We start from the raw sequence: 18732 nt of genomic DNA on the forward strand, positions 1-18732 counted from the left end.
TACAAGAGTTCCTAATCGTTTCATTAAAGAAATGCAAGTGAAACTTGGGTCGTAATAAAAAAAATCTCTCTTTTTTATGAGATATTTAAAAAAAGAATATAATATATTATGGTTTCAGTTGGATTTTGGATAAGGTCATTTTCTTTGCTGTGACCGTACCAAGCAATATGAACGATAGTTAACTTGACGTTTTCGTCTGTGAACGATAGTCAGCCAGAGATGATATGTGTTTTTGCGGTGGGGGTAAGATATATACCTGCTGTTTGGTTTTTGTGTAAAACGCCGATATGACTGTTGAAAACTATTTCAGATAAACATGACACAGCAAAGGTGGATGTATGGCGTTATTAAAAAAGATCTTTCCATTGGTGTTTTTAATTGTCGTTTTAACGGTTACTTATTGGGCTGGAAAACAGAGTGCAGAAAAAACCATTTCTATGGTGGATAAAACAAGTATATCGTATCAAGCTTCAAAGGGAGCAATGGGAAAACCTGCGACGAAAGTTGTCGTTGACCGTGTGAAGATTCAAGATCTTTATGAACACCTTAACGTTCTTGGGAGTGGAAAAGCACTTGCTGAAGTAGATTTAACCCCTTTATCATCAGGTGTTATTGATAAGCTTTTTGTGTCTGCTGGTACAAAAGTACAAGTGGGGGATGTGATTGCAAAGCTTGATTCTAAAAAGGAAGAAATAGCGGCTGCAAAAGCAAAAGTACAACGTGATAATAATGCGTTAACGCTTTCACGCATTCTTAAATTACGTGCCAGCAATACAGCAACGGAAGTTCAAGAAATTACAGCACGTTTAGAGTTGGATAACGCAAATTTGGTTTTGCGTAACGCTGAGCTAGATCTCGACCGGCGAACAATTCTTGCACCGATTCCTGGAGTTGTTGGTATTTTACCTGTTGATGCGGGGAATAACGTGACCCTTAATACTATAATAGGCCGTATTGAGAATAGAGAACGTATTTTGGTCGATATATGGGCCCCTGAACGCTATGTATCACGCATCCATAAAGGAGATGAGGTAACGGCAACATTAACCGCGCAGCCAGATAAATCTTTTGTTGGTCATATTTACGCGATTGATAATGTTGTTGACCCAGAAAGTCGCACACTTCATGCTCAGGTTGAAATCAATAATGAAAAAGATACGCTCATGTCTGGTATGTCCTTTTCTGTTGCTTTGCAATTCCATGGTGGTTCTTTCCCTGTCGTTAATCCTCTTGCGATTCAATGGAACAGTAAAGGGTCATTCGTTTGGCGTGTGAGAGAAGGAAAAGTAGAGTCTATTCCCGTATCGATTATTCAGCATAAAGCAGATCAGGTTTTCGTGAAAGCCCCTCTAGAAAATGGTGATCAAGTTGTTATTCAAGGGGTGCAAATGCTTTACCCAGGAAGTAAAGTAATTATTGATAATCCAAAGCCCCATCAACAGCAATTATCAGCAGTTTATGGAGCGGATATACAATGAGCCAAGCATTGAGCACAAAGCAGCCAATGTCGCAGGCGGAGAAAGGTGGTCTCATTGCCTTATTTATTCGCAGACCGGTTTTTACTTTTGTTTTAAATGCCATAATCATCATTGCAGGGTTTGCAGCATGGTTAAATGTTGATGTGAGAGAATTACCCGATGTTGATACGCCAGTAACAACAATTGTGACGATGTTTTCTGGTGCATCAGCGGAAACAATTGATCGTGAAGTGACAAAAGTTATAGAAGATGCTGTTTCTCGTGTGTCAGGTGTTAAGACGATTTCTTCAACATCTGCTTTTGGACGCTCCCGTGTGCAGATTAATTTTAATGTCGGTGTTGATTTGAATGTTGCGGCATCTGACATCCGTGATGCTCTGTCTCGCATTGCTTATTCTTTACCCAAAAATGCTGATGTTCCTTTGATCATTAAAGCAGATTCGAATGCTGCTGCCATGATGTATTTGGTTGTAACGTCACCAATAATGAGTATTGATGATTTAACAACAGTTGTAGACGATCAGATTGTGGATGCAATTTCTGCTGTTGATGGTGTTGGTGATGTTCAGGTCGATAGTGCTCGCACAAAGATTTTTCAGATTGATATCGATCAAGCAAAACTTGCAAGTTATGGATTAACTGTCGCAGATATTTCACGTGTTCTTGCTGATATGACAACGGATGTGCCAGTAGGATCGTTACGCAATTCTAAGCAAACTTTAGTTGTCCGTGCTACTGCACGTTTAACAACACCAGAATCTTTTGAACAAGTTGTTTTAAAGCCTCATGTTCATCTTGGTGATGTTGCACACGTTACTTTATCACCTGATTTAGAAACGGTTATTCTTCGTATCAACGGAAAGACAGGGATTGGATTAGGGATTGTGCGTAAAGCACAATCCAACACCCTTAATATTTCTGCAGGCGTGAGAGCCGTTGTTGATAATCTCAAAAGTGTCATCCCTTCTTCTGTAAATATAGACGTTATTAGTGACGATGCAATTTTTATTAAAAGCGCTCTTCATGAGGTTGAGGTTGCGTTGGTCATTTCTATTTTGAGCGTTATCTTGGTTATTTTTCTTTTTCTCAGAGACATTCGTGTCACGCTGATACCTGCCGTATCTCTTCCAGTCGCTTTGATTGGTACCATTGCAGCGATTTATCTTGTAGGGTTTTCATTGAATATTCTCACATTTTTAGGACTTGTTTTAGCAACAGGGCTTGTTGTTGATGATGCCATTGTTGTTCTGGAAAATATTGTTCGGTGGCGCAATATGGGGTTAGGTTCCAGAGCTGCTGCGGTGTTAGGAACCCGTGAAGTATTTTTTGCTGTTGTCGCAACAACTTTGACTTTAGTGGCTGTGTTTGTCCCTATCTCCTTTCTTCCTGGACAAGTTGGAGGACTTTTTAGAGAATTTGGTTTTGTTTTGGCAATTTCTATTTTGCTTTCTTCAATCGTTGCCTTAACGCTTTGTCCTATGTTGGCTTCCCGTTTTCTCAAAGAACCTATTGAGGAGGAAGAAGAAAAAGCCCATCATCATTTTACTTTTTTATATAAATTGGGTTCTTTGTTTCATAAAGCCTATACGTACAGTTTGCATAAGTGTTTAGGAAAGCCTTGGGCTGTTTTTTTTGCTTCACTTATTTTTGCAGCTCTTTGCGTTGGAGGCTATACGAAGTTGCAACAAGAATTAACGCCAGCAGAAGACAGAGCCCTTATCTTTTTGGTCATTAATGGACCACAAGGTATTTCAACACAATATTTGAACGAGCAGGTAGAGCAAATTGAAGAGAGTTTACAGCCATTACGTGATGCGGGTGAGATTTCTAATAGTTACTCTATCGCGGGTATTGGCGGTTCACCCAATACTGCTTTTTTGGTTTTATTGCTTTCATCTTGGGATAAACGTTTACGCAGTCAGCAAGAAATCGTGAAAGATGTTAATGCAAAGGTTAGGCAGTTTCCGGCAGTTTTTGTGTTTGCTGCCCAGGGAAATTCTTTAGGTGTAAGAGGAACGGGGCAAGGGTTACAATTTGCAATTCTTGGCAATGATTATGCAACACTACAACCCATTGCTGATAAGTTGGTGCGTGCTTTACAAGCTGATCCACGTTTTATTCGCCCACGTCTTACTGTTGATGCTACACAACCGCAATTTTTTATTGAAATCAATCGAAAAAAAGCCTCCGATTTAGGGATTGATATCACCAACTTGGGCGATACATTACAAGCAATGTTGGATGGTAAAAAGGTTGGTTCCATTAACGTGGATGATCATTCTTACGATGTTAAATTGATATCGCGTAAAAATTCCATGAAAAGTCCTAGTGATTTAGAAAATATTTTTTTAAAGACTAAAGACAATCGATATGTTCCTTTATCGGTGATTGCGCGTTTACACGAAAAAGCTATCGCCCCCCAATTAAAACGGGAAAAGCGCATGAGCGCTATCATTTTAAGCGCAAATCTTGCTCCAGGTATTACTTTAGGGGATGCTTACCAAACTGTACAAAAAATTGCATCCCCTTTGTTATCGAAAGGAACCTATGTAGTTCCCTTAGGGGAAGCTGAAACACTTAATGAAACATCTTCCAGTTTTATGATTGTTTTTGGCATTGCCTTTGTGATTATTTTATTGGTTTTAGCGGCCCAGTTTGAAAGCTTTATTTCAGGATTCATCATCATGGCCACTGTTCCATTAGGGATTGGTTGTGCTGTAATTGCTATGCTCTTAAGTGGTGTGAGTCTTAATATTTACAGTCAAATTGGTTTAATTCTGTTAATTGGCGTTATGGCAAAAAATGGTATTCTGATTGTAGAATTTGCAGATCAATTACGTGATCAGGGAAGAAGTGTGCGTGAAGCTGTAGAAGAAGCAGCAAATATTCGCCTTCGTCCAGTTTGCATGACAATGATTTGTGCTATTTTAGGAGGCATCCCTTTGGTTTTAGCCAAAGGTGCTGGTGCAGAAGCGCGTATAGCTTTAGGTTGGGTTATCGTTGGTGGTTTAGGTTTAGCAACTATTTTTACGCTTTACGTTACACCGGTTGTTTATCTTTTTTTGGGGCGTTTTATAAGATCAAAAGTAGAAGAAGATTTGCGCTTAACAAAAGAACTCAATCAAGTTAAATGATGTATCGAGTAGAAAAGATTTGAAAGTTTATTCTTGTAAAAATATCATTGTCGGATCTTATTTTTTTACTTTTATATTCCTTCATTTTGATGTGAGCAGTGAAAAGAGCGAGCAATAAAGGAAACTGCTTTCTACTTTTTTATTGTTTAGACATAAATTTCATTATCAATAACCGTATAGGGTAAGCTTATGGGAGATAGCTTTTCGATTCGAAATGAAAAGGCTTTTGAAGCTGCATTGAGAGCTTTAAAGAGCCATGCTACAAAGGATGGGGTCTCTGATATTCGTCAGCATTTTGTAGAGGATGACCAGCGTTTTTCCCATTTTTCTCTCAGACTTGATGATCTTCTTTTTGATTTTTCAAAATGTGGTGTAACATTTAAAACATTACAACTTTTAGATGATTTAGCTGTCGCAGCAGATGTGTTAGGCCGGCGTGATGCAATGTTTTCGGGACAAGCCATTAATACAACTGAAAAACGTTCCGTTCTTCATATTGCATTACGTTTACCGGCTGATGAAATTTTCATGTTGGATGGTCATGATCTTATTCCCGATATTCAAGACGTCCTTGAAGATATGGAAAGATTTTCTGAAAAGGTACGTGATGGCCGCTATAAGGGAAGCAGTGGAAAGAGAATAAGTGATATTGTCAATATTGGTATTGGTGGCTCTGATCTTGGTCCTGCAATGGTCACATATGCTTTAAAACCTTATCATGATGGTCCACGTTGTCATTTTGTTTCTAACGCTGACAGTGCTCATATTTCTGATACTCTCTCTATTTTGAATCCAGAAACAACGCTTTTTGTCATTGCTTCTAAAACTTTTACAACGGCTGAAACAGTGGTAAATGCTCAAGTTGCACGTCAGTGGATTTTTTCACATTTAGGGGAAGAAGCTATTCACAAGCATTTTGTTGCTGTTTCGAGTGCGCTTGATAAAGTGGCAGAATTTGGCATAGATCCCACAAGAGTTTTTAAATTTTGGAGTTGGGTTGGAGGACGTTATTCAATTTGGTCCGCCATTGGCCTTGTTGTTATGTTTGCAATAGGGGGGCAAAATTTTCGGCAATTTCTCAATGGCGCTTTGCAAATGGACCAACATTTTAAAACCATGCCTTTGCATAAAAATATTCCTATTCGATTTGCTCTTTTAGGGTTCTGGCATCGTGTTATTTGTGGTTATTCAACACGCTCTATCATTCCCTATGCACAACGCTTAATACATTTTCCAGCTTATTTACAACAGCTTGATATGGAATCAAATGGGAAGCAAGTCTCGCTGGATGGAAAACCATTAAATTTTTCAAGTGGTCCGATCGTTTGGGGTGATTCAGGAACAAATAGTCAACATGCTTTTTTTCAGCTTCTGCATCAAGGAACAGATGTTATTCCTGTAGAATTCATTTTATTTATCAAAGGGCATGAGAAAAATTTACACTCTATGTATGAGATGTTGCTAGCAAACTGTTTAGCGCAATCAAAAGCCTTGATGAAAGGGCGTAGTATTGAAGATGCTCGGCATATCTTGATACAAAATGGTGTTGACGCAAGAGAAGCAGATCACTTAGCACTTCATAGAAGTTTTAAAGGAAATCGTCCCAGTATTATGCTGGTTCAAGATTTATTAACGCCTTTTGCACTCGGTCGTCTCATTGCGCTTTATGAACATCGTATTTTTGTTGAAGGTATTTTAATGAATATTAATTCGTTTGATCAATGGGGTGTTGAACTTGGTAAGGAATTAGCAAATGAGTTATTACCCATTCTTCGTGGAGAAAGTGAAGCGGATAATCGCGATAGTTCAACATTAGGATTGCTCGCCCATATTCAAGCAAGACGTGCAAAATAATATAATTTGATAATAAGTTCTGTGCGAACTAAGCAAAGGTAGAATGAGAGAGGAATATGAGACAATTCTTTATTTTACTCTGCGCTCCCTTATTTTTTTGAATTAGGTTTTTGTAAAAGAAAATAAATGAAGTGCAAAAATTCTAAAAACGATAAAGAGCTTTAAAAGGTTTTGAAAACCTTTTATGAATTCTTTTAAAATCCTTTGAAAAAAATAGATTGGTACAAAACTACAGATCAAAGCACACAGAACTCATTGGCGAGTTACGTTAAGGACATTCTAATAATATCGTTTTAGTTAAACTTTGGCGGAGAGAGAGGGATTTGAACCCTCGATAGAGTCACCCCTATGCCGCATTTCGAGTGCGGTGCTTTCAACCACTCAGCCACCTCTCCATATGAAGTGCGAAAAAATTCGCACCACTTAAATATAGCATCTGATGGGTAGATAACCTTCAATTGTTTTTGGTACAACCTTTTTTTCTTTTTTATAGGACTTTATTGACAGAGAATAGAAATTCCTTCATATATGCAGAATATGAGTGTGGAGAGTTCTGCGCTCGTTTGTGTTGAGGAAGGTTTTATCCTTCTTTAAAATTGGTTACGACTGATAAAAAGCAGCCTATTTTCCCTTATTTCAAGGTAAAAATTAAATAAGAGCTGGAGTGAACGGAAGGATAAAAAATGTTCGCAGTCATTAAAACCGGTGGTAAGCAATACCGCATTGTTGCTAACCAAGTGGTAAAAGTTGAAAAAGTTATTGGAAATGCGGGTGATGTTGTTGAATTCAATGACGTATTGATGGTTGGGCAAGAGGGTAGTGCGGTTATTGGGACACCTGTTGTTGCTGATGCACGGGTAACGGCTGAAATTTTAGAACAGGCACGTGGACGCAAGGTTATCGCATTTAAGAAGCGTCGTCGTCAGAATTCTAAGCGCACGCGTGGTCATCGTCAAGAATTTACAACACTGCGTGTTTTAGAAATTTTAATGGGTGGTTCAAAGCCTAAAAAAGCAGCTGCGAAACCCATAAAAGAGGAAGCAACGGCAGCAAAAGGAACAAAAGATACTGCTGTTGAGAAGAAAGCTGAAAAAACAGCTGAAAAAAAGACTGCATCGCAGAAGAAAGCGGCTGTAGCATCAAAAAGTAAGAAAGATTAAAGGAGAGCGTCTATGGCACATAAAAAAGCTGGTGGTTCCTCGCGGAATGGTCGCGATTCAGAATCGAAACGTCTAGGCGTTAAAAAGTTTGGTGGTGAAAGCGTTATTGCTGGAAATATTATCGTCCGTCAGCGTGGTACACGTTGGCATCCCGGCGACAATGTCGGCATTGGAAAAGACCATACGCTTTTTGCTTTATCAGAAGGGAAGGTTTCTTTTCAACGGAAAGCAGGTAACCGTTCCTATGTTTCAGTTATTCCTATGGTGGAGGCAGCAGAGTAATCTGTAGAATTTTCTCTAGCCATTAACTGGAATTTCATTGGATTTCAGTTGTAGTTTTTAAATATTAAAAGGGAAAGATAGTATGTTATCTTTCCCTTTTTGCATTGGTACTATAATAAATCTAGAAAGTATACGGAAAACGAAAAAGGTAAAATTGGGGAAATGAATCTTTTCAATGAGGGGAGGAATTTGTTAGTATATTTGTGTATGATGATAGTGAAAAGAATTTACTTTCTTTTTATGCATAAAGAGGTACTTAGTATTTTTTTAGAAGAGAGGCAATTTTTTCGGTAAATTATGAGAAATTTAATGAAAGCATTATTTATGTGATCATTTTGATAAAGAGGAATTTTTTTATCAGTATGTGTGATGGTGATGGGGGTATATTATTTTTGGATGGTGATGGGGGCAGGTCAGATGAGGCCATTCTTTTAAAAAAGAAGGAATAAAAAATCCATAAAGCTGAATGATTAAAGCTTCTTTTAGGGAATATGTATTGAAGCATTTCTGTCAAACGACGGTGAATTATATTTTTGAGGAGGACTCAAGATATAAAAATAACCAATGTGCAATCAGCTATCTTCAAGAGTATTTTTTCTCTTTTCACTATTTATTGTACATTATTGAAAATCAACCAGCATAAGGGCTTAAAGTTAAGACAATAATTGCTTTTCGTTTTTGTGCTTTATTTATCTCATTTGACGAAATGTCTAGAAAGTAAGATATTTATAGCATGTTTTTAAAGTTTAGTGGTTTATGATAGTGTTTGGGGGGTACTTTACAAATGTGTGACAGAGGGCATTGTGTGTTTGCGATATTGATTGAAGCAAAGGATTAGCTTAAAATATATCAATGTTATATGATTGAGGGATTAGTATCGTAGGATGAGCTGCACAGAATTTTAAAGATAGTAAGTTGCATAGAGCAATTTTAAATGGTGTAATAAATTTATAAGAGAGGTAGTCGATTAAATCAACTTGTAGGAAGAGTTAAAAATGTTAACTGAAGTTACAGATGATTGAGGAGGATGCTTTCTTATAGGGAGAATAATAGCAAGTTATGTTAAATAATTTGGGATAAAGAGAGCGTCTTTAAAACATAGTTTTCAGGTGATTGGGGCTGTAAAAATCGGGGTTTTGTCTTTGTAAAGTAAGAGTTTAAGAGTCAGATTTGCTTATGATGGTTTTAAGCAACCCGCGGGGTTATAATATCCAATTGTTTTATCGGTTATCTTGAGGTATTTAAGCACCTCACTTAGTTCTATTGCGTAAAACAAAAAGTCGTAGTGTTGTGTACATCTCGTATTTTTGAAAATGTGGCTTTGAAATGAAATTTATCAGAGATTTTGTATTCAAATGTGAGGGCAGTTTGAATTCATGATGAGATGTGAGGAAGCAGAAGCAATGAATGTAGATTTTACCGAGAGTGAAATCCTGTCTATCAAATCTGTACAACTTGCTGCTGCTTTTAATCATAAAAATGATGCGATTTATGCTGCTGCTGAATTGCTTGTACAGGTTGGCGCAGTTGACAAATGTTATTTGGCAAGCATGCTCGCACGTGAAGAAATAACGAATACTTGGTTGGGTAATGGGATAGCCATTCCTCATGGCATGGTTGAAAATAGTGATTTAATCATCAAGGATGCTGTTGCTGTTATACAGGTTCCTGCTGGTGTTGAGTGGCAGGATGGAAAGAAAGCACATTTGGTTATTGCCATTGCAGCGTGTCCAGATCGCTATAGAGAAATTTGTAAAAAATTAACGTCTCTTTTATTTGATAAAAAACAGCTTGAAGTACTTGCAACAACTACGGACAAACAGCAAATTGTTACAACTCTGTTTGGTCAAGATATAAAGAAAGAAAAAGCTTTTATTGGTGATCTTTCGGTGTGTCAGGAATGGACTTTAGATTATCCGAGTGGTCTTCATGCACGACCAGCTTCTCTTTGGGTTGATTTTGCAAAAAAGATTCAAAATTCTATCAGAGTTCGCTATGGTCAATACGCCGTTGAAATGAAAAATTTGGTTGGCTTATTGCAATTAGGCGCAAAAAACGGTGATGTTCTGATTTTTTCTACAGATGCTGTAGAAGGAGCACAACTTCTTAAGGAAGCGATTTCTATTGTAAAAAAGGTGAGCATCAGTGAAAAATGCATGATGAGAGAAGTGGAATCTCAAACAAAGACTTTTCATGGTTGGTATCCACGCTCTATGCAAAAAGGCATTTCTGGTGTTGGAGCAAATTCAGGATTAGCGTTTGGTAAGATTTTTGTTTTAAGGCAGAATAATATTTCCATAGTAGATCAGCCTATTGATTTTGCAGCTGGTGCAACATGTCTTGAAAATGCTCTCACAAAAACAAAACAAAAAATGGAATCAGTGATTTCTGATATTACAGTACGTATGGGAGCGGATTCTGCGGCGATTTTTTCTGCGCAAATGGTTTTGCTTGAAGATGAAAATCTCATAGCTCAAGCTTGTCGTTTTATAGCAGAAGGTCATGGTGTTGCTTGGTCTTGGGATAGAGCTGTTCGGCAATTTTCAGATATGTTTTCTAAGGTGAGTAATCCTTTATTAGCAGCACGTGCTGTTAATTTAGTTGATGTTGGTCGTCGTGTTTTAGGTGAAATAAATCCATCCTATCGATCATTCTTTTTAAATGATATTCCAAGTGGTGTTATTCTGGTTACAAATGATCTTTCTCCTTCTGATGTTGCACAACTTGATGGTACAAAAGTAAAAGGATTAGCAACAGCATGGGGAGGTCCACTCTCTCATACAGCTATTTTGGCGCGTACTCTTGATATTCCGATGGTTGTTGCTTTAGGTGATGATATTTTATCGATACAGTCTGATGTCCAGGCTATTATTGATGGAGATAACGGGTTTATTTATCTTGATCCTACGCTTGAAGATGTTGAAGATGTTCAAAGGCATATTGATACTGTTGCGCAGAAACGTGTCAGTGAGATAAGTGCATGTAGATTACCAGTATACACGACAGATGGTCAAAGAATTCGTATCATGGCTAATGTCAATTATGCAAATCAGGTTCCTGTTGCGCTAGATTTAGGGGCTGAAGGTGTCGGACTCATGCGTACAGAATTTTTATTTTTAGAAAACCCCAATATTCCAGATGAAGAAGCACAATTTGATGTGTATCGTGCGATGATTGCAGCCGTAGGGGATAAGCCATTAATTATTCGTGCGCTTGATATTGGTGGGGATAAACAGGTTACGCATTTACATTTATCTAAAGAAGATAATCCTTTTTTAGGTGTTCGAGGAACACGGCTTTTGTTACGTCGGCGTGATCTTTTGGTTCCTCAGTTACGTGCTTTGTATCGGGCAGCAAAAGAGGGTGGAGATCTATGGATTGTATTTCCGATGGTGATGTCTGTTTCAGAGATTATTACTATAAAAAAGATTGCAGAAGAAATCCGCAATGATACTGATGCACCAAAATTAAAACTTGGTATTATGATCGAAGTTCCATCAGCGGCTATTATGGCAGATGTGTTGAGCGCCTATGTTGATTTTTTTTCAATTGGAACCAACGATTTAACACAATATACAATGGCTGTTGATCGGCAAAATCCGCACCTTGTGTCTGAAGCAGATAGCCTTGATCCAGCAGTTTTGCGTATGATTTATCAGACTATTCAGGGAGCAGCACAACATAAATGTTGGGTTAGTGTATGTGGTGGTGTGGCTGGAGATCCTTTTGGTGCGATGATTTTGACTGGATTGGGAATTAATGAGCTTTCTATGATATCTTGCGATATTGCTCCAGTAAAGGCGTGTTTACAGACTCATAGTTTTGAAGATATGAAAATTTTAGCACAAAAAGCACTACAATGTGAAACAGTACGAGCTGTACGCGCTCTAAGCAAGGATATTCGGTGGTAAAGAACATTAAGAGAAAAGAACTTGTTCATTGTGCAAAGTCTTAGATCTTGAGTATTATGGACCATTGTTTTTTAGAGCGGATTATAGGCAACATAAAAATAACAAGCAGGTGGGTTTCATCTCAAGAGAGCAGTTTAAATCAAATTTGTCGTGGTTAAGAATCCTCATTTTGGGGAGAAGGAAGAAGGCTAAAACTGATTTTTCTTGAAACGGAATTTATTATCTAAATGAAGTAATTTTAATATTAGAAATTCATATCGCTATTATTCTATTGATTATTGGGACAATCAATGCAGATAGACGAGAGATGTTTAGTGACTTTATTGTAAAGAAAACATAAATCATATGCCAATTTTAAAAGCAGCGTTTTTTTAAGCAGAAGGTGTGTAAGTAAGCATGAAAGTTTATGGTTGGAGATAAGCTTTTTATTCCCATGTTTGCATTATACATAACTATCCACGGAAAAAGTTTTTTCTTAAAAAGGAAGGATGTGCTTGTTATTCAACAGATATCAGCTTTTATTTTAATCAATGAATTTATTTTTTGAGTTTTGAATGTATAATTTAAGCTTGCACGTTATTTCTTTCTGGGTATAGTGTGCGGACCTCTGGAGAGGTGGCCGAGTGGTTGAAGGCGCACGCCTGGAACGCGTGTATATGGGAAACCATATCGAGGGTTCGAATCCCTCTCTCTCCGCCATTTATCATAAAGTTGGTGGGTGATATAAAAGTTAGGGAATTTTAAGCTCTTTGGTTTTGTTAATTTATTTTTTTATCTATCTTATGCCCCTAAATGAATTTTCATTATCTTGATAGTATGGTCTTATAAATTCAATATTCTTTGGCTTTTTTATTTGCAATTGATGTTTTCTCTATAAGAAATTGCTACGAATTATCCTCTCCAAAGTCGATAATTCATCATCACTCTCGCCCCAAATTGCTATAATAGCTGGACAGGTGTTTAAATCGATGGTTAGGGGGAGAGGCTCATTTTCTTTAAAAAAGAGCATAAAATGAACGACATTTTCCCAAGAATGAAGCTTTTGCTGCCATAGATTAACATCTTTTATGATACGATTGTTAACTTTGTTGATAAGAAAGATAATACGCCCTTTTTTCTTAAAACGACTTGGTGTTTGTGAAAACACTCCCGCAATAAGGTTAACGGCGCTTTCAAGTAGATCATTTTCATAGCAATGTGCAAACAAAGTGGGCGCAATCCCCCCGTGCAGGCGGGCTCCTACTTCGATCATTACTGGACCACGAGCGGTGTGCATGATTTCCATATGTGCAGGCCCATATTCAATTCCCACCGCGCGAATGCACTGTTTTGCATAAGAGATAAGAGCGGCATAAAGAGGATCTTGAGCATCAAGCACATCAAGCGATTCATAAACAAAGGCACTTCCATTATGAATACCCTTTTTATATTGCGATAAAGCGCATATCTTTATAGCTTCTTCCTTTACAATGGCATCTACGATGTATTCTTCTCCTTCCAATCGTTCTTGGAGCAAATAAGCCTCGTTAGGTGTGCCAAAAATATTTTTTTGCGTCCAGTCAATTTCAGAAATCCACGCCGCCACTTCTTCCCGGTTAGAGAAAAACAAAACTCCATCGCTTCCTGCAGAATCGTTTGGCTTTACCACATAGCCACTGAGGCTTTCAAAATCATCGAGAGCACAATCACCTTTTGTAAGAATTTTTGATCGAATATAGGATAAACCATTTTCACAAAGGCGCCTTTGCATTGCAGCCTTTTTTCGCCGCCAATCGGTGGTCAAGGGGTTATTTCCGGCACAACCATAATAAGCAGCCAATTGTTCTGCACAATAAATACCTATTTCGGAGCCTGCCACCACGGCTTTTATCGCACCGACAGGAAAGCGCTGTTTTATTTCATCGACACTATGAAGTTTCGCTTCTACCATGCCCTCACCCTGATAAGAGAGCATAAAGTGTGAAAAAGGAACTGGTTGAGAGACAACGCCATAACAAGCATAGCCTAATTTTTGTAAAGCAGGACTATAAAGAGCACCCGTGGAGAAAGGATCGATAATAAGAATGGATTTACTCATACTTTGGCCCGCTGTGATGAAAGGAAAAAAACATAAATAAAAATTATCAGCCCTATAAGGGGGAGAAGGTAAATGGCTGCTTGAGGTCCCATAAGGGCAGAGCTTGTAAGAAGACCAAGGATAACATAACCAGCCGATTGAGAGAGAGTATAAAGCATGCCGCTATAGCTTCCCACCAGCTCTGCTTGAGTTTCTGTTCGGGTTGCTTCAATCATATGTTTGCGGGCGTTAATCCGCATGGTATTCATTGAAAAGCCAATAAAAAAGCAAAAAATCACAGCCCAATAAGGCGATTGCGTGGTGCTAAAAATAAGATCAGCTAAACCCAATATAAGGGCTGGAAGGATGAATTCAAAGCGCGGGATCTTGATAAAAGCAGCCAGAAAAGCGCCCACACCTGCAACAGCACTGCACAACCCATAATATTCAGAGCCAAAATTTTTCACACTCTGAAAAAGGATAGTTGCCAGTGTATTATAAGCGCAAATGTGAAAGCCAATAAGGCCTATGCAGATGCATAAAAGTTTAAGCTCTAGGGAAAGCCCATCTGCTTTGCGGTATAAGCATTGGCTCTTTATCGGTGATAGGCGGCAAGCTGTTTGTAGTGCTGTCGGCATGATATTCATCGCGAAAGATGACATATCCGGCCACAAGGCTTACGATAATGTCAAACACACAAATCGCTGCAATCAAACCATTATAGCCGACTTCAGCTGCTACCCCTCGTGGGCTGGTTGCTTCTAAGAGATAACCACTCAATGCTGCCCCCAAAAAGGCGCCAATCTGCACCACTGTTTGCATAATGCGAGAAGCCTTTTGAGCACTAATATAGCCACTAAGCGCGAGTTTAGTATTATAAGTCTTCAGCGTACTTAAGGTGATCAAAGAGAGATAACCAATAGAGATAGAGACCACAATAAAACCAAAAGGGGAGTCGACATAATGAAAAAGAGCAATCAATAAAAGGAGGCTATAGATGATGATCCGTCTTTTGTATAAATCGATCAATCGCAACGATGCTTTAATGTGCACAAAACCACTCTTTTTCAAAAGATAGGGTGTAAGAGTCCCTAAAGCCATGGTTATGCCTAGAAAAACCGATGAGGATGTTATGCGATAAGCATTCCAAAGGTTACTTAAGAAAAGCACCATATCAGAAAGATAGAGCAGAACAACAAGCCCATAAAACCGAAACATTAGCTGTTTGCGCACATCATTCCCCCCCATGTCTGCATCTTAAAAAATATGCAGTATTATAATTGGATAACACTTTGATTTATAATGATAATCTAGCGTTATTCATATTGAATGAGAGTCCCGAATAACGTAAGATTCTCTCATTTCAAAGCTGTTTATCTTGAATCAATCAAAACCATTCCCTTGCACGTCAAAAGCGGGGCTGGTGTGTGGGTAAAAACTGTATAAGAAAGGACTAAAAATGGCTCTTATGAACCGTCTTAATGCAAGATCTGTCGCAACATTGGGGGCTGGCAAATATAATGATGGTGCTGGCTTGTTACTTCATAAGCGTAAAGATGGAGGTGCTCAATGGCTTTATCGTTATACCCTTCACGGGCGCCGCCGCGAAATGGGCTTGGGTGCCTTGAGAGATGTTTCTTTAAAACAAGCTCGCGAATGTGCAAATCAATGGCGTGCTGTTTTACGTGAGGGTCGTGACCCCATTAAAGAACGCAATAAACAAAAGCGTGAGGCAATGCGTAATCTCCATTATTTAAAAGACATTGCACTAGATGCTTTTGAAAGTCGTAAAGCTGAATTAAAGAATGATGGTAAGGCTAGTGATTGGTTTTTACCATTACGCCTTCATATTCTCCCTAAGTTAGGTTGTGTTCCCGTTTCTGAGATTACGCAAATAGAGATACGCAATACCCTCGCTCCTATTTGGCATACAAAAGCTGGAGCTGCTCATGCTGCACTGAAACGTCTCAATATGTGTCTTAAACATGCGGCTGCTCTAGGATTGAATGTTGACTTACAGGCAATAGAAAAAACAAAAGCTCTCTTAGGAAAACAACGTCATAAGGTCACTAATAGACCAGCTATGGATTGGAAAGATGTTCCGGCTTTTTATAAAACACTTTGTGAAGCATCAACCATAACAAAACTGGCTTTGCGTCTGCTTATCCTTACAGGGGTTCGTACCAATTCCTTGCGTCATATTCGTGAAGATCAAGTTGAGGGGGATATATGGACTATCCCTGCTGAGAATATGAAAGGAAGGCGTGATGCTACAACAGAATTTCGCGTGCCTCTATCAACAGAAGCACTGAAAATTATTGAACAAGCGCGTCTGCTTTCTCGTAATGATTTCTTTTTTTCTGCAACTGGTCGAGGTCCTCTCGGTGAGAATAATATGTCACAATACATGCAACAAACTGGAGTAAAAGCATGTCCCCATGGATTTCGTTCTAGTTTACGCGATTGGCTCGCTGAAACAACCGATGCCCCCTATGAGGTCGCTGAAACTATTCTAGCTCATACAGTGGGCGGTAAAGTAGAGCGTGCCTATCGTCGTACGGACTATTTAGAACAGCGTCGTGTCTATATGGATAAATGGGCGGCTTATGTCACCGGTCAATCTTAAGATATGGGGTGCATAACCCCATTATCTGTGGATAACTTTATCTCTCTGTTTTCTCATATTATCTCAATTAAACTCATAAATTATCACATCAGAAATTATATGATAAAATATTGTTTTCTATAAATAAAATACCTTCAAAAATAAACCAAAATGTGCTTAATAAATAGGCATGATTTGGTTCTATTTTTTATTATGAAAGGATTTTAGAATGACAGAAAATGATATTCTTTTAACAGACCGTGAAAGTGCAAAATTGCTTCATATGAGTGTCTCAACTTTTCGCCGTCATGTTACCAATGGCTCTCTCCCAAAACCTTTAAAATTTGGTTTTTTATCCCGTTGGTTACAATCGGATCTTTTGAATGTAATCGAACAAGCGAAACAGCAACGTCAAAGTGACGCGGCATAAAAAAACCTTGTCACGTAAGGACGGACAAGGCTTTCTCAAACTCATCACCTTAGAGCTAGCACAATCCGTCCTGTGACGCAATGTTATAGGATTTAAAATGATGTGTTCTTTTAAGTTAGAGAATAATACTCCTTTAAATGATAAGACTTGTTTAGAAGCCATTCCTTATAAACAAGCATTGCAACAAAATGGTTGGGGGGAATTAAAGCCTATCACGGCGGCTCTTTTACCCGTCGAGTCTTTTCATGCTGCGCAAATGCCTTTAACTTTAAGTCGCTATGTTTATGACGTTGCTGACCGTCAACAAGCGCCTCTCGATTTTGTGGCTGTCGCTGCTTTGTGTGGCTTGGCTGCTCTCATTGGCAATGGCGTGCGCATTGCTCCAAAACAACATGATGATTGGAAGATTGTTCCTAATCTCTGGGGCGCTCTTATTGGTCAACCTTCAACCATGAAAACACCTACCATGCAAGCCACTTTAACTCCTATCACTTGCCTTCAAAAGAAATGGTATAAAGACTGGTTAAAGCAGAAAGAAAAACAAGAAATTGAAGAGATACTTGAGACTTTAGACAAGTCTGAAAAGAAAAAACAAGCCCATAAAGCAATAAAAAAAGGAGATCTTGAAACAGCCCGTGCTCTTTTGTCTGAAACCCTCTCTAAAGACAATGTGCATGATGAGGATGTCTCTCGTTTTATTGTCAATGATACGAGCGTGGAAAAGCTTGGGGAACTTTTAAAAGAAAACCCCCGTGGTCTCTTGATGGTGCGTGATGAATTATCCGGTTTCTTAACAGATATGGAACGCAAGGAATATCAAACAGAGCGTGCCTTTTATTTGGAAGCTTTTAATGGAGATGGTCAATTTACTTATGACCGGATTGGGCGTGGAACCATTTTTATTCCTAATGCAACCGTTTCTATTATAGGGGGCATTCAACCCTCTCGCATTCTCCCCTTTATACGCAATGTTTTATATGGCAAAGGCAATGATGGTTTCTTACAACGCTTTCAAATGCTGGTCTTTCCCGATGAGACAAAAGATTGGAAATGGGTTGATAGACCTCCCAATCAAGAGGCATGGGAAACGTATGAAGGGGCATTTCGTTCTCTTTATGATAACCCCCTTGGTTCACCAGAATATCCGCTTGTGATGCGCTTTTCTGCTGAAGCTCAAGAGATCTTTCGTGAATGGATGCAAAAGATTTTTAAATAAGCCAAAGAGAATAAGCTTTCTGAAAGCTTACAAGCGCATCTTTTGAAAATGCCTAAGACCATAGTAAGTCTTGCATTGATTTTTGAATTAACTGAAGGGGGGCGTTTTGAAATCAATAAAGATGCCCTTCAAACAGCCTTGCGATGGGAAAAATATTTGTTCAGTCATGTCAAAAGGCTTTATGCGGCGGCGGATAGCTTAGCAACAGAGGGGGCAAAATTGATTGTCGAGCGTTGTAATCATTTACCCGATGTCTTTACTTTACGTGATATTCATCAAAGAAGTTGGACGCATTTAAAAGATAATCAAACCGTTAAGCAAGCTTTAGAGCTTTTATGTCGCTCCAATCATATTCGTCCAATAGCCAATGAAAATAGCTCTCAAAGCGGTCGCCCTACCATACGTTATGAATGGCATCCTTTCGTTAAAAACAACAGCATCAAACAATGAAGTCATTGTAATCTTTTGTTATCCTTAAAACCTTCAAAGATCTTATCGTACCAACAAAGGGTTTACGTAGTATCTTTGAGGGTTTTTGTTTTATCATTTTTTAAAGAAGAGACATAAAGAGGTTCTTTTAAATCTTGTGTCTAAAGATATCCAAAA

At 38.5% G+C, this 18732-nt stretch carries 11 protein-coding genes, 2 tRNA genes and 1 pseudogene; 10 read left to right on the top strand and 4 right to left on the bottom strand.

The window, feature by feature from the left end:
- Positions 1–338 precede the first annotated feature (338 nt).
- The 3 genes from BTR_RS00765 to pgi all read left to right on the top strand — a co-directional run bounded on the left by BTR_RS00765 (position 339) and on the right by pgi (position 6466).
- Positions 339–1478 carry an efflux RND transporter periplasmic adaptor subunit gene (locus BTR_RS00765; protein ID WP_012230482.1) on the top strand — a complete coding sequence of 380 codons (1140 nt, stop codon included), beginning with the start codon at positions 339–341 and terminating at the stop codon, positions 1476–1478.
- Positions 1475–4612: an efflux RND transporter permease subunit gene (locus tag BTR_RS00770; protein WP_012230484.1), complete on the top strand. Its 3138-nt coding sequence runs from the start codon at positions 1475–1477 to the stop codon at positions 4610–4612. The genes BTR_RS00765 and BTR_RS00770 overlap by 4 nt, the downstream gene beginning before the upstream one ends.
- Before the next feature lie 189 nt (positions 4613–4801).
- Complete coding sequence (gene pgi / locus BTR_RS00775) at positions 4802–6466, top strand: glucose-6-phosphate isomerase (protein WP_012230486.1); 1665 nt, start codon at positions 4802–4804, stop codon at positions 6464–6466.
- 305 nt (positions 6467–6771) lie between these two features.
- Here pgi and BTR_RS00780 read toward each other — a convergent pair.
- Positions 6772–6861: transfer RNA gene (locus BTR_RS00780), tRNA-Ser, on the bottom strand.
- Between the two features lie 288 nt (positions 6862–7149).
- Here BTR_RS00780 and rplU point away from each other — a divergent pair.
- From rplU to BTR_RS00805, 4 genes are all read left to right on the top strand, one after another.
- Positions 7150–7626 carry a 50S ribosomal protein L21 gene (gene rplU, locus BTR_RS00785; RefSeq protein WP_012230487.1) on the top strand — a complete coding sequence of 159 codons (477 nt, stop codon included), beginning with the start codon at positions 7150–7152 and terminating at the stop codon, positions 7624–7626.
- 12 nt (positions 7627–7638) lie between these two features.
- Complete coding sequence (gene rpmA, locus BTR_RS00790) at positions 7639–7908, top strand: 50S ribosomal protein L27 (RefSeq protein ID WP_012230488.1); 270 nt, start codon at positions 7639–7641, stop codon at positions 7906–7908.
- A 1376-nt stretch (positions 7909–9284) separates the two neighbouring features.
- A complete protein-coding gene (gene ptsP, locus BTR_RS00800) occupies positions 9285–11819 on the top strand; it encodes a phosphoenolpyruvate--protein phosphotransferase (protein ID WP_038473168.1) in 2535 nt (844 codons plus the stop codon).
- A 609-nt stretch (positions 11820–12428) separates the two neighbouring features.
- A tRNA-Ser gene (locus BTR_RS00805) sits at positions 12429–12518 on the top strand.
- A gap of 172 nt (positions 12519–12690) precedes the next feature.
- Here the strand turns inward: BTR_RS00805 and BTR_RS00810 are convergent.
- From BTR_RS00810 to BTR_RS13295, 3 genes are read right to left on the bottom strand one after another with little or no spacing between them, the layout of a single operon-like run.
- Positions 12691–13896, bottom strand: a complete 1206-nt coding sequence (locus BTR_RS00810) for an ATP-grasp domain-containing protein (protein WP_012230492.1) — start codon at positions 13894–13896, stop codon at positions 12691–12693.
- On the bottom strand, positions 13893–14522 hold the full coding sequence (locus BTR_RS13290; protein ID WP_244393483.1) for an MFS transporter: 630 nt from the start codon (positions 14520–14522) through the stop codon (positions 13893–13895). The genes BTR_RS00810 and BTR_RS13290 overlap by 4 nt, the downstream gene beginning before the upstream one ends.
- Complete coding sequence (locus BTR_RS13295; RefSeq protein ID WP_012230496.1) at positions 14422–15123, bottom strand: hypothetical protein; 702 nt, start codon at positions 15121–15123, stop codon at positions 14422–14424. The genes BTR_RS13290 and BTR_RS13295 overlap by 101 nt, the downstream gene beginning before the upstream one ends.
- Before the next feature lie 211 nt (positions 15124–15334).
- On the opposite strand from BTR_RS13295, the gene BTR_RS00820 reads away from it, so the two are divergent.
- The 3 genes and pseudogenes from BTR_RS00820 to BTR_RS13300 all read left to right on the top strand — a co-directional run bounded on the left by BTR_RS00820 (position 15335) and on the right by BTR_RS13300 (position 18576).
- Positions 15335–16501: a tyrosine-type recombinase/integrase gene (locus BTR_RS00820; protein ID WP_012230497.1), complete on the top strand. Its 1167-nt coding sequence runs from the start codon at positions 15335–15337 to the stop codon at positions 16499–16501.
- Between the two features lie 208 nt (positions 16502–16709).
- Positions 16710–16910, top strand: a complete 201-nt coding sequence (locus BTR_RS00825; RefSeq protein WP_007347209.1) for a helix-turn-helix transcriptional regulator — start codon at positions 16710–16712, stop codon at positions 16908–16910.
- 97 nt (positions 16911–17007) lie between these two features.
- A pseudogene (locus tag BTR_RS13300) lies at positions 17008–18576 on the top strand (YfjI family protein).
- Positions 18577–18732 lie beyond the last annotated feature (156 nt).

Origin of the sequence: Bartonella tribocorum CIP 105476, from assembly GCF_000196435.1 — a bacterium.
Lineage (GTDB): Bacteria > Pseudomonadota > Alphaproteobacteria > Rhizobiales > Rhizobiaceae > Bartonella > Bartonella tribocorum.

Bases quoted from the DNA above. Each gene is read 5' to 3' on its own strand.
- BTR_RS00820 (WP_012230497.1), top strand. From the start codon at position 15,335: ATGGCTCTTATGAACCGTCTTAATGCAAGATCTGTCGCAACATTGGGG.
- pgi (WP_012230486.1), top strand. From the start codon at position 4,802: ATGGGAGATAGCTTTTCGATTCGAAATGAAAAGGCTTTTGAAGCTGCA.
- BTR_RS13290 (WP_244393483.1), bottom strand. From the start codon at position 14,522: ATGAATATCATGCCGACAGCACTACAAACAGCTTGCCGCCTATCACCG.
- BTR_RS00770 (WP_012230484.1), top strand. From the start codon at position 1,475: ATGAGCCAAGCATTGAGCACAAAGCAGCCAATGTCGCAGGCGGAGAAA.
- BTR_RS00810 (WP_012230492.1), bottom strand. From the start codon at position 13,896: ATGAGTAAATCCATTCTTATTATCGATCCTTTCTCCACGGGTGCTCTT.
- rplU (WP_012230487.1), top strand. From the start codon at position 7,150: ATGTTCGCAGTCATTAAAACCGGTGGTAAGCAATACCGCATTGTTGCT.
- BTR_RS00765 (WP_012230482.1), top strand. From the start codon at position 339: ATGGCGTTATTAAAAAAGATCTTTCCATTGGTGTTTTTAATTGTCGTT.
- rpmA (WP_012230488.1), top strand. From the start codon at position 7,639: ATGGCACATAAAAAAGCTGGTGGTTCCTCGCGGAATGGTCGCGATTCA.
- BTR_RS00825 (WP_007347209.1), top strand. From the start codon at position 16,710: ATGACAGAAAATGATATTCTTTTAACAGACCGTGAAAGTGCAAAATTG.
- BTR_RS13295 (WP_012230496.1), bottom strand. From the start codon at position 15,123: ATGGGGGGGAATGATGTGCGCAAACAGCTAATGTTTCGGTTTTATGGG.
- ptsP (WP_038473168.1), top strand. From the start codon at position 9,285: ATGATGAGATGTGAGGAAGCAGAAGCAATGAATGTAGATTTTACCGAG.